The organism is Massilia sp. Masssp94, assembly GCF_059491305.1.
The window spans coordinates 5,058,372-5,069,656 of record NZ_CP168501.1 but is presented as its reverse complement, the minus strand read 5'-3'; the positions used below and the strand labels follow the sequence as shown (position 1 = coordinate 5,069,656).

The window sequence follows — 11,285 nt, the reverse complement described above, 5'->3', positions numbered from 1 at the left end:
TAGTGCTCCGGCTAGTTGAGATTCGGTTCGGTCAGTGCGGACGGCTCGGCGCGGCGCGAGATCGCGAACAGCCCGGCGAACACGATGGCGCCGTTCACGATCAGCAGTTCGAGGCCGAGGCGGTAACTGCCCAGCAGCGCATGCTGGTAATACTCCAGCAGCGCGCACAGGATCGGCGCGCCGATGGTCACCACGGGCACGAGGCGGTCGTGCAGCGTCCGCGTCGTCATCATGCCGAAGGCGAACAGACCGAGCAAGGGTCCGTATGTATAGCTGGCCAGTTTCAGGATGACGACGATCATGCTGGGATTGTCCACCCATTTGAACACGAGCACCATGGCCAGGAACAGCGCGGCGAACGCGAGGTGCACGTGGCGGCGCAGGCGCATGCGCTGGTGTTCCGTCAGGTCGGTGCGGCGCTTGATGCCGAGGATGTCGATGCAGAACGTGGACGTCAGCGCCGTGATGGCGCCGTCGGCACTGGGGAACAGCGCCGAGATCAGCGCGATCAGGAAGATGATCTGCACCGCGGCGGGCAGGTGGCCCATGACGACCGCCGGGAAGATCCGGTCGCCCGTCGCGGTGACGCCGGCGATGGGCGCGTACAGGTACAGCAGGCCGCCGAGGAACAGGAAGGCGCACAGCACGACGACCAGCACGGCGGTCAGGCTCAGCAGGTTCTTCTGCGAATCCCGCAAGGTCTTCACGGAGATCGTCTTCTGCATCATTTCCTGGTCCATGCCCGTCATCGTCAGCACGATGAAGACGCCGGCCACGATCTGCTTGAGCCAGTAGCCGGGGCTGTCCGGGTCGTGCGTGAACACGCGCGCGAGGCCCCTGTCCTGCATCTGCCGCAGCGCCTCGGGGATCGTCAGGTCGAGCTGGCCCAGCATGAACGCGACGCAGGCGAACAGGCCAGCCAGCATGCACGTGGTCTGCAGCGTATCGGTCCAGACGATGGTCTTCACGCCGCCCTGGACCGTGTACAGCAGGATCATGCCGAGGATGACGAAGGTCGTGAGCCAGAACGGGATGCCGAGGCTGTCGAGGATGATGGTCTGCAGGACCGCGACGACGAGGTACAGCCGCGCCGTGGCGCCGAACAGGCGCGACAGGATGAAGAACCCGGCGCCGCTCTGGTAGGCGCGCCGGCCGAGGCGCACGTCGAGGTAGTGGTAGATCGAGGTCAAGCGGAGGCGGTAGTACAGGGGCAGCAGCAGGTAGACGACGGCGATGTAGCCGATCACGTAGCCGATGAGGATTTGCGCATAGCCGAAGCCGTCGGCCCCGACGGCGCCCGGCACGCTGATGAAGGTGGCGCCGGACAGCGTGGTGCCGACCATGCCGAACGCGACGAGCATCCAGTTGCTGCTCTTGTTACCGATGAAAAAGCTGTCGTTGTTGGCACCCCGCCCCGTGGCCCAGGCGACGCCGAGCAGCAGGGCGAAATACGCGATGAGGATGCAGAAAAGTAAAGCCGGGGACATCGGGGATCCAAAAAGTTGTCTGATCGCCCGGCAATATACACCCAAGGCGCGGCAGCAGGCTTTCAGCCGACGGGCGGCAGGGACTGCCGGGCACGGATGATGTTGATCAGGGCGCGCAGCGCCGGATGACTGTGGCGCCGGCTGCTGTAGTACATGTGGAAAGGCTCGCCGCGCGCGGCGAACGCATCCAGCACGATACGCAGGCTGCCCTCGGCCAGTTCGCCCGCGATCCTGGATTCGAGAAGATAGGCCAGGCCCGCGCCGGATTTCGCCACGGCGATCGTCGTGGCCGTATCGTTGATCGTGACCGGTCCCGGCACACGGATCCGGCGCCGTTCGCCGTCGATGTCGAATTCCCACTTGTAGGCCGAATTGTCACCGAGCAGCAGTTGCAGGCACCGGTGCCGCGCCAGGTCGTCGGGATGCGCCGGCTCGCCGTATGTGGCCAGATACGCCGGGGCCGCCGCCACCACCCAGCGCTGGGGGCCGCTCAGGGGTACGGCGACCATGTCTTCCGGAACGTAATCCCCATAGCGGACACCGGCATCGTAGCCTTCCTCGACGATATCGATGGGCCGGTCTTCCACGACGACGGTCAGCCGTACGTCGGGATAGACACGGGCGAACGCCACGATCGCCGGTTCGATCAACAGATGGGCCGCGTCCGCGAACACGTTGATCCGCAGTTCGCCATGCGCGGGCGTGGCCGAGTCGATGAGCCCGAGCGCCGCACCGATCGCGTCGAAGCCGTCCTCCAGGCGCTTTGCAAGTTCGAGGCCGATATCGGTCGGGGTGACGGAACGCGCGGAACGGTTCAGCAGCTTCACGGCGAGGCGCGCTTCCAGCCGGCGCATGGCGTGGCTGGCCGCCGATGGCGACAGGCCCAGCTGGATCGCGGCCGCCTTGAAGCTGCGCGTGCGCACGATGGCGAGAAACAGGCGCAGGTCGGCGAAATCGACGCGATCGATCAGGGACATGGTTGAGAGAGAATCATCGCCGCGATGAATGCGGCTCATCTTTGAATGATAGCACTGCGGCAAGGCTGGGCGGTATAAAGATGGCTCGACAACTCGCGACCGTCCCCATGCCCATGTCATCTCGCAGCGAACTCAACATCCCGGACCTTGCCGGCAAGCGCATCCTCGTCACGGGGGCCTCGGCCGGCATCGGCGCAGCGGTTGCGCTCGGGTTCCTCGGGCAGGGCGCCCGTGTGGCGATCCACTACGGCACCAACCGCGCCGGCGCCGAGCGCGTCGCCGCCGGCGCACCGGACCGTGCCGTGGTCGTCCACGGCGATCTCACGCGCGGGCATGCGAAGGAGTTCGTGGCCGACGGTATCCGCGTCAACGCCGTCGCGCCCGGGGTGATCCAGACGGCCTTCCATGACCGCTACACGCCCGCCGACCTGCTGTCGGCCCAGGTCGGCACGATCCCGATGGGGCGCGCCGGCACTTCGGAAGAGTGCGTGGGCGCATACCTGTTTCTCGCTTCGAAAGAACTGTCCGGCTATCTCACTGGCCAGGTCATCGAAGTCAATGGCGGACAACTGATGGTTTAAGAAGGAAAAAAGATGCAACAAAGAAAACTGGGCCGTACCGGTGCGGCCGTCTCGGACATCGGCTTCGGCGCCTGGGCGATCGGCGGCTCCTGGGGCGATGTCAGCGTGGAGGACGCCAAGGGCGCGCTGCATGCGGCCCTCGACAATGGCGTCACGTTCATCGATACCGCCGACGTGTATGGCGACGGCCGTTCCGAACGGCTCATCGCGGACGTGCTCGCGGAACGCGGCGGCGAGCGGCCGTTCGTGGCCACCAAGGCCGGGCGCCGCCTGTCGCCCCACGTGGCGGAAGGCTATACGAAGGCCAACCTGACGGCATTCGTCGAGCGGTCGCTGCGCAACCTGCGCGTCGACTGCCTGGACCTCGTGCAGCTGCATTGCCCGCCGACGCCGGTCTTTTATCGGCCGGACGTCTTCGGCGCCATGGACGACCTGGTCGCGGCCGGCAAGATCCGCCACTACGGCGTCTCCGTCGAGAAGGTCGAAGAGGGCCTGAAGTCCATCGAATACCCGAATGTCGCCACCGTGCAGATCGTCTACAACATCTTCCGCCAGCGTCCAGCCACGCTGTTCTTCGCGGAAGCGGCGCGACGCGACGTCGGCGTGATCGTGCGCGTCCCGCTCGCGTCGGGCCTGCTGACCGGGAAGATGAGCGCCAGCACGACGTTCGCCGCGGACGATCACCGCGCGTTCAACCGCGAGGGGGAATCGTTCGACAAGGGCGAGACGTTTGCCGGCGTCCCGTACGACCTCGCGCTCGAGGCCGTCGAACGGATCCGCGGACTGGTGCCGGGCGGCGCGACGATGGCGCAATTCGCGCTGCGCTGGATCCTGATGGAGCAAAGCGTCAGCACGGTGATCCCGGGCGCCAGGAATGCCGCGCAGGCGATCGCGAACAGCCAGGCCAGCGCGCTGGACGCCATTCCGCCTGCGGCGATGGAACAGCTGCGCGCGCTGTACCGCGAGCGGATCGCACCCCACGTGCACCATCTCTGGTGATCGTCGACATGAAGAGACATCTCGTTGCCCTCCTCCTTGCGGCCTGCGCGCCGCTGCACGCCGCCGAACCTTCCACGCCACAGACGGTCAGGCTGGCCATCGACGCCACGCAGGTCAAGGGCCCCTTGACGCCGATCTGGGCCTGGTTCGGCTACGACGAACCGAATTACACGACGGCGCCCAACGGCAAAAAACTGCTGAGCGACATCGCCGCCCTGAGCCCGGTCCCGGTCCACGTCCGCACGCACAACCTCATGACGTCGGGCGACGGCAGCTATGCGCTCAAGTGGGGCTCGACGAATATGTACAGCGAAGACAAGGACGGCAAGCCGGTCTACGACTGGACCATCATCGACGGCATCTTCGACACGTACATCGAACGCGGCATGAAGCCGCTGGCGCAGATCGGCTTCATGCCGGAAGCGCTGTCGCAGCGCCCGCAACCGTACCGCCACCACTGGAAGCCGGGCCCGCCCTACCCGGCGCTCTTCACCGGCTGGGCCACGCCGCCGAATGACTACGCCAGGTGGTCCGAGCTGATCTACCAATGGGTCAAGCACAGCGTGGCGCGCTATGGGCAGAAGGAAGTCGAGAGCTGGTACTGGGAAGTATGGAACGAGCCGGATCTCTCTTACCTGGTCGCGGCGGACTCGAAGCGCGAGTACTTCAAGATGTACGACTACGCGGCCGCCGCGGTGAAGCGCGCGCTGCCGGCGGCGCGCATCGGCGGGCCGCACACGGCCGGCGCGGGCCGCTTCATGGACGACTTCCTGCAGCACTGCCTGCACGAGACCAATTACGCGACCGGCAAGACCGGCACGCCGCTGGACTTCGTCGCGTTCCACGCCAAGGGCGCGCCGAAGGTCGTCGACGGCATCGTCCGCATGGGCATGGGCACGCATTTCCGTCACCTCGACGAAGGCTTCGCGCTCGTCGAAAAATACCCGGAACTTAAAAACATCCCCGTCATCGTCGGCGAATCCGACCCGGAAGGCTGTGCCGCCTGCGGCATGCAGACCAATCCGGAAAACGCCTACCGCAACGGCACGCTGTACGCCAGCTACACGGCGGCGTCGATCGCGCGCGAGTACGACCTGGCCGCGCGGCGCGGCGTGAACCTGATCGGCGCGGTGAACTGGTCGTTCGAGTTCGAAGACCAGCCGTGGTTCGCGGGCTTCCGCGACCTGGCGACCAATGGCGTCAACAAGCCGGTGCTGAACGTGTTCCGCATGCTCGGCAAGATGCGCGGCGAGCGCGTGGCGGTGACGGGCGACCGCGCCTACGACGCGGCCCGCATCCAGGCCGCCGGCGTGCGCGGCGCGCGCACCGACATCGATGCGCTGGCGGCGAAGGACGCGCACAGCGTGTCCGTCCTGGTCTGGAACTACCACGACGACGACATCATCGACGCCGGCTCGCCGGTCGAGCTTCACATCGCCGGCATTCCCGCCAGACAGGTGCAGTTGCGGCATTACCGCATCGACCAGGAGCACAGCAATTCGTACGCCGCGTGGAAGCGCATGGGGTCGCCCGCGCATCCGACGGCGGCGCAGGTGGCCGAGTTGCAGAAGGCGAGCGAACTGGCGCAAATGGAGGCGGCGACGGTGGCGACGCAGGATGGCGCCGCCACGGTCAGGATGCAGTTGCCGCGGCAGGCGGTGTCGCTGGTGACACTCACCTACTGAATCGGAGACCGGAATTCCGGGTCAGATTCCCTGCCCCGGCATCCGCTCGAACGGCCCGATGCATGCCTCCATCGTCTCGTCGCGGCACATCACGAAGCGCGCGCCGGATGGGTGGAAGCGGATGTAGTTGGTGGCGCGCGTGCCCGGCTTCATGATCTCGCCGGAGCAGTCCTGCTTGCCGTTGTCCTTCACGATCTTGTCGTCGAGTTTATAAAACCCCTTGGCGCTGGGTTTTTCGGCGACCGTGAACTCGCTTTCCGACACTTCGTCCGCGCTTTTCACGAGCGTGGTGCCGTCGCCGCGGAAGTGGTACGTCTCGGAACAGCCGAGCTGCGGGATCGCGAGGATCCAGATTCCCAGCAAGGGATGCGCCGCGGAGGGTGCGGCTGCCTGGGACGGCAGCGCGGCGGTGGCGAGGAGGCAGGCGAAGAGACCGGTGAGCGCGCGCATGGTGGGCCTTTGCATGACAGTGGACGCGGGGGCGTTATTGTCATTATTACACAGGCCCGGACGGGACGCGCGCGCAGCTAATCGTCGTTCCCGCGACAGCGGGAACCCATGCCGAGCGACAGGAGATCGCTACGCCGGATGCCTTGCAGGCCTGTCCGACGCTCGAATCCGGAAATTCAGCATGGATTCCCACGTGCGCGGGAATGACGGTGTATCAGCTGTTCTCCGGCGGCGTCTTCGGCTTGGCCGGCCGGCGCGGCGCACGTGTAGCCGGCTTGCGCGACGGTGCCTTGTGCGCCGGGCGGCTCGACTTCTTGCGGGCTTGTTTCGCCGCCGCATCGTCGTCCTCGCCTTCCGCCGCAACCGGCTCGGCGGGCGCGGCTTCCACGTCCGCAGCCTGCGCATCCGGCGCCGCTGCGCTGTCTTCCCGAGCCACCGCCTCCGCAGTCACGGCCGTGCCGGCGGCCTCTTCCTTGCGCTTGCGCGGCGTGCGCGTCGTGCGGCGGCGTTCCTTCGCCGGCGCGGGCGCTTCTTCGGCGACCGCGACGGGCTCCTCGGCCGCAACGACAGGCTCCGGCGCCTCGGCCAGGTCCGGCGTCGGCGCGGGCCAGGTGGCGATCGCGGCTTCCTCGGACACCGGTACGGCGTCCTGCACCGCTTCCAGCGCGGGCGCGGGGGCCTGCCCTTCGCGGCCCTTGCGTCCGCGGCCCCCCCGGCGGCGCGGTTCGCGGGCGGCGGCCGGGATTTCCGTCGGCTGCTCGCCCAGGGTTTCGGCGGCCAGTTCGTCGCCGGTTTCCTGGACCGCCGGCTCGTCCATCACCTGCGGCTGCTCGACGGCCGGCTCCACCGGCGCGGCGTCGACCGGCTGCAGGTCGACCTGGGCGTTGGCGCCGCGGAAGACATAGGTGCCGGATTTTTCGTCGCGGCCGAATTCGAACAGGCCGCGCGTCTGCGCCTCTTCCAGCAGGTTGCCGAACGTGCGGAAGCCGTAATAGGTCTCGGAGAAGTCCGGACGGCGGCGCTTCAGCGTGTCCTTCAGCAGCGAGGCCCAGATCTTGCCGGTGTCGCCGCGTTCCGAGACGAGCGCGTCGAAGGTCTCGACGACCATCTCGAGCGCCTGCAGCTTGCGCGCTTCCATGTCTTCGCGCTTACGGTTGTTCTCGTCCGACGGACGGCGGCCCTGCTGCGGCTGGGCCTTGCGCTCGTCGCGCTTGGCGGCGGCGCGGCGCTGTTCGCGCACGAGGTCGTCGTAGAAGATGAATTCGTCGCAGTTGGCGACCAGCAGGTCCGACGTCGACTGCTTGACGCCGACGCCGATCACCCGTTTCGCGTTTTCGCGCAGCTTGGAGACGAGCGGCGAGAAGTCCGAGTCGCCCGACACGATCACGAACGTGTTCACGTGCGATTTCGTGTAGCACAGGTCGAGCGCGTCCACGACCATGCGGATGTCGGCGGAATTCTTGCCCGACTGGCGCACGTGGGGGATTTCGATCAGTTCGAAGTTCGCTTCATGCATCGTCGCCTTGAAGCCCTTGTAGCGATCCCAGTCGCAATAGGATTTCTTGACCACGATGCTGCCCTTGAGCAGCAGGCGTTCGAGGACGGGCTTGATGTCGAACTTCTCGTAATTCGCATCGCGCACGCCGAGTGCGACGTTTTCGAAGTCGCAGAACACCGCCATGCTGATATTGTCTGGAGATGAAGCCATGTGTGTTGTTGTGTGGTTGGTAGACAAGCTGACCACGGATTATACGCAACAACGCCGACGGCGCCGCCGCGGACGCGTCCGGTGTCCGCGCGGTCAGCCCAGCCGCTCCAGCGTGGCCGGGTCGGGACGGCCGTCGAAGAACTGGTCCAGGCAGGTCTGGAAGATCGCTTCGTGGGGCGCGACGTCGGCAAACAGGGTCATCGAGGAATGGAATTTCAGGTTGTCCGGGTGGACGAAGATCTCGTCGACGCCGCGGTCGTCGTGGCCGGCGACGGCCGTCGCGCAGGCGCGCAGGCGCGGGCCCAGCACGGGATGCGCGAGGTAGGCCGCGGCTTCGTCGGCGGAACGGAGCGCATAGCGCTGCGCCATCGCGCTGTGGCCCAGCCCCGCGATCTGCGGAAAGATGAACCACATCCAGTGAGTGCGCTTGTGGCCGGCGCGCAGCTCGGCCAGCGCCGCGTCGTAGACGCCGTTCTGGGCTTCCACGAAGCGTTCGAGGTTGAAGTCGGTTGCCATCGATAGTCCTCCTGACCGCATGCTACGCCATGTTTGTTAAAGTGGCGCCACCATGAAGCCCGAACACCTCACTCTCCTCCTCACCCGCGAAATGCCCTACGGCAAGTACAAGGGCCGCAGGATCGCCGAACTCCCCGGCCACTACCTGGGCTGGTTCGCCCGCGAAGGCTTTCCCAAGGGCGAGCTGGGCGAGCTGCTCGCCCTCATGTACGAAATCGACCATAACAACCTGCGCGGCCTGCTCGATCCGTTGAAGCGTTGACTATACAGTCTAGCCTGTATATTATCGGACGCGTCCACCGTCGGACAGTGACCGAGGAATCCCCATGCCGCATGCAGACCCGAAGGATGTCGTACGCCGTTTCAACCTGGATGTCATCGAGCGCGGCGACCGCGCGGCCTTCGAGGCGTTGATGCTGCCGTCGTTCGTCAACCGCACGGCGCCGCCCGGCGCGGCGGACGGCCCGGAGAGCATGTGGCAAACGTTCGACCGCGTGCTGCGCCCGGCGCTGTCGGACCTGCGGGTCGAGATCCATGACCAGGTGGCGGAAGGCGCGAAAGTCACGTCGCGCAAGACCATCCGCGGCCGCCACACGGGCACCTTGCTCGGTGTCGCCGCGACGGGCCGCGACGTGGCGATCGACGTCATCGACATCGTCCGGGTCGAGGACGGCCGCTATGCCGAGCACTGGGGCGTGAACACGCTGCCGGCCGTGCTGGCCGGCCTGCGCCAGGGCTGATCGAGGAAAAGCTCAGCGTGCCGGATCGGCCAGGCGCCCGATCAGGCGGACGGCCGCGCGCAGCTCGGCGCATTCGCCGGGTGTCAGCCGCTCTGCGATGATGTCCGCGATGTGGGCGGCACGCGCGGCGCGCAGGGCGCGCAGCCGCTCGCGTCCCTGCGCCGTGACGGCGAACAACACGCTGCGGCCGTCCTGCGGGTCCGGCGTGCGCTCGATGAGACCGTCTTCTTCCAACTGCGCCGTCACGAGGCGCATGCTCTGGTGCTTGACGTTGCGGACCTGGGCCAGCGCGGCAATGTTCGCCGGGCCGCCACGGTCGAGCAGTTCCAGCGTGTCCGAACCGGCCGAACGGGGCGTGTCCGTGTCGTAGCGGACGGACCGCACGAAGGCGCTCACGGCGCTGCGCAGGTCTTCGGCAAGGTCGGCGACTTCGGGGCTCGGGCGGGTCATGGCATTCCTTTACACGGGGCGGGCGGAGTGTACCGCATGGGCCGGCACCATCATCGAATTTTTCGATGCAAAGACGGAAAATAACTCGTTTTTCAACGGCGCAGGCTGTCCCTATACTGGCTTCCATCGACACACGAACACACAAGGAGCAGATCATGATGGAAGTCCGCAGGAGCGAAGAACGGGGCGCCGCCCAGCACGGCTGGCTGATGTCCAAACACAGCTTTTCGTTCGCCGATTATTACGACCCGCGCCACAGCGGCTTCGGCCCGCTGCTGGTGATCAACGAAGACCGCGTCGCCCCGGGCGCCGGCTTCGGCACGCACGGCCACCGCGACATGGAGATCATCTCGTACGTGCTGGACGGCGCGCTGGAACACAAGGACAGCATGGGCACGGGCTCCGTGCTGCACTACGGCGACGTGCAGCGCATGAGCGCGGGCAGCGGCGTGCGCCATAGCGAGTTCAACTGGTCGAAGACGGACCCCGTGCACTTCCTGCAGATCTGGATCGAGCCGGACACGAAAGGCATCCCGCCCAGCTACGAGGAAAAGCATTTTTCGACCGACAGCAAGAAGGGCAAGCTGCGCCTGGTCGCCTCGCGCGACGGCCGCCAGGACACCGTGCTGATCCACCAGGACGCGTCGATCTATGCCGCGATCCTGGACGAAGGCGACAAGGTCGAACATGCGCTCGACAGCGAGCGCCTGGCCTACGTCCACGTGATCCGCGGCGACGTCACCGTCAACGGCGTGCCGCTGAAGGATGGGGATGCGCTCAAGATCGGTGGCGAGGAACGGGTCGTGTTCGACAAGGCCGAGGCGGCGGAACTCCTGCTGTTCGACCTGCCGGCTTGATACGATGGCGGAACCTCCTCGGATACTGGCGGTGGATCTTGCCGGTTTTGACCGTCGATAAAATTTGCGGTGCGCGTAAGCTCGACAATTGCTGCTCCTGTAACCATCAGGGAGCAAGAATTGGCGAACGACGTGTATTCGCAAATCGACAGGATCAAGGGCGAGTCCATCGATGACAAGCACAAGGAGTGGATCGAAGTCGTGCGACACGAGGCCGCTTGAACGAGTCGTGCCCGCTCTCATCGAGGGCACCACCAGTGTCACCAGGCGCACCCGGGGGTCTGAATCAAGGTGCGAATAGATCGCCTGCATGCCACAATCGCGCGTCGAATGTTAAATGCCCCCGGTATACTGAAGCCCTACGGCAACTTTCGACTCCAACAACATGAGCGCACAACCCAGCGTCCTCGTCGTCGAGGATGATGTCCACATCGCCCACGTCCTCGGCTTCATGCTCGAGCGCCAGGGTTATCGCGTCATCCACGTGGCCGACGGCCGCGCCGCCGTCCGGCACGTCGTGTCGCAGCGCGCGCCCGACCTCGTGCTGCTGGACGTGATGTTGCCGTACGTGGACGGGTTCGAGATCGTGGGCGTGATCCGCGCGCAGGCCGGCTGGGAAGCCGTCCCCGTCCTCATGCTGACCGCCAAGAACACGGAGCGCGACACCGTGCGCGCCCTCGACGCCGGCGCCAACGACTTCATCATCAAGCCGTTCCAGCCGCAGGAATTGCTGGCACGCCTGCGCCGCTTCCTGAAGACCCCCGCATGATCCCGCCCACGCGCCGGCGGACCTGCCGCCGGAGCGTTTGCCGCCCCGACGCCCTGCTGGCATCGC

At 66.3% G+C, this 11,285-nt stretch carries 13 protein-coding genes; 7 read left to right on the top strand and 6 right to left on the bottom strand.

The window, feature by feature from the left end; translation table 11 throughout:
* Window positions 1-11: 11 nt before the first annotated feature.
* Together ACEN9G_RS22505 and ACEN9G_RS22500 are read right to left on the bottom strand one after the other, a co-directional pair.
* On the bottom strand, window positions 12-1,487 hold the full coding sequence (locus tag ACEN9G_RS22505; protein WP_413342902.1) for a sodium:solute symporter: 1,476 nt from the start codon (window positions 1,485-1,487) through the stop codon (window positions 12-14).
* Window positions 1,488-1,549: 62 nt separating this feature from the next.
* The gene (locus ACEN9G_RS22500) at window positions 1,550-2,464 is read right to left on the bottom strand and encodes a LysR family transcriptional regulator (protein ID WP_413342900.1); all 915 of its coding nucleotides are present in this window, start codon (window positions 2,462-2,464) and stop codon (window positions 1,550-1,552) included.
* A gap of 113 nt (window positions 2,465-2,577) precedes the next feature.
* Here ACEN9G_RS22500 and ACEN9G_RS22495 point away from each other — a divergent pair, with 113 nt between their 5' ends.
* Genes ACEN9G_RS22495 through ACEN9G_RS22485 form a run of 3 tightly spaced genes read left to right on the top strand, consistent with a single transcriptional unit; the run spans window position 2,578 to window position 5,729 of the window.
* A complete protein-coding gene (locus ACEN9G_RS22495; RefSeq protein WP_413342906.1) occupies window positions 2,578-3,045 on the top strand; it encodes an SDR family NAD(P)-dependent oxidoreductase in 468 nt (155 codons plus the stop codon).
* Window positions 3,046-3,057: 12 nt separating this feature from the next.
* A complete protein-coding gene (locus ACEN9G_RS22490; protein ID WP_413342898.1) occupies window positions 3,058-4,044 on the top strand; it encodes an aldo/keto reductase in 987 nt (328 codons plus the stop codon).
* Window positions 4,045-4,052: 8 nt separating this feature from the next.
* Window positions 4,053-5,729 carry a GH39 family glycosyl hydrolase gene (locus ACEN9G_RS22485; RefSeq protein WP_483126991.1) on the top strand — a complete coding sequence of 559 codons (1,677 nt, stop codon included), beginning with the start codon at window positions 4,053-4,055 and terminating at the stop codon, window positions 5,727-5,729.
* Window positions 5,730-5,750: 21 nt separating this feature from the next.
* On the opposite strand, the gene ACEN9G_RS22480 is transcribed toward ACEN9G_RS22485, so the two are convergent.
* The 3 genes from ACEN9G_RS22480 to ACEN9G_RS22470 all read right to left on the bottom strand — a co-directional run bounded on the left by ACEN9G_RS22480 (window position 5,751) and on the right by ACEN9G_RS22470 (window position 8,403).
* Window positions 5,751-6,194 carry a hypothetical protein gene (locus ACEN9G_RS22480; protein WP_483126990.1) on the bottom strand — a complete coding sequence of 148 codons (444 nt, stop codon included), beginning with the start codon at window positions 6,192-6,194 and terminating at the stop codon, window positions 5,751-5,753.
* A 199-nt stretch (window positions 6,195-6,393) separates the two neighbouring features.
* The gene (locus ACEN9G_RS22475) at window positions 6,394-7,887 is read right to left on the bottom strand and encodes an NYN domain-containing protein (protein ID WP_483126989.1); all 1,494 of its coding nucleotides are present in this window, start codon (window positions 7,885-7,887) and stop codon (window positions 6,394-6,396) included.
* A gap of 93 nt (window positions 7,888-7,980) precedes the next feature.
* Complete coding sequence (locus ACEN9G_RS22470) at window positions 7,981-8,403, bottom strand: DUF1810 domain-containing protein (protein ID WP_413340386.1); 423 nt, start codon at window positions 8,401-8,403, stop codon at window positions 7,981-7,983.
* Between the two features lie 52 nt (window positions 8,404-8,455).
* Here ACEN9G_RS22470 and ACEN9G_RS22465 point away from each other — a divergent pair, with 52 nt between their 5' ends.
* Window positions 8,456-8,665 (top strand): DUF3820 family protein, encoded by a 210-nt coding sequence (locus ACEN9G_RS22465; protein WP_413340385.1) that lies wholly within the window; start codon window positions 8,456-8,458, stop codon window positions 8,663-8,665.
* 64 nt (window positions 8,666-8,729) lie between these two features.
* Window positions 8,730-9,143: an ester cyclase gene (locus ACEN9G_RS22460; protein ID WP_413340383.1), complete on the top strand. Its 414-nt coding sequence runs from the start codon at window positions 8,730-8,732 to the stop codon at window positions 9,141-9,143.
* A 12-nt stretch (window positions 9,144-9,155) separates the two neighbouring features.
* On the opposite strand, the gene ACEN9G_RS22455 is transcribed toward ACEN9G_RS22460, so the two are convergent.
* The gene (locus ACEN9G_RS22455; protein WP_413340381.1) at window positions 9,156-9,593 is read right to left on the bottom strand and encodes a MarR family winged helix-turn-helix transcriptional regulator; all 438 of its coding nucleotides are present in this window, start codon (window positions 9,591-9,593) and stop codon (window positions 9,156-9,158) included.
* Window positions 9,594-9,748: 155 nt separating this feature from the next.
* On the opposite strand from ACEN9G_RS22455, the gene ACEN9G_RS22450 reads away from it, so the two are divergent.
* Both ACEN9G_RS22450 and ACEN9G_RS22445 read left to right on the top strand, forming a co-directional pair.
* Window positions 9,749-10,450: a pirin family protein gene (locus ACEN9G_RS22450; protein WP_413340379.1), complete on the top strand. Its 702-nt coding sequence runs from the start codon at window positions 9,749-9,751 to the stop codon at window positions 10,448-10,450.
* A 385-nt stretch (window positions 10,451-10,835) separates the two neighbouring features.
* On the top strand, window positions 10,836-11,219 hold the full coding sequence (locus tag ACEN9G_RS22445; protein ID WP_413340377.1) for a response regulator transcription factor: 384 nt from the start codon (window positions 10,836-10,838) through the stop codon (window positions 11,217-11,219).
* Window positions 11,220-11,285 lie beyond the last annotated feature (66 nt).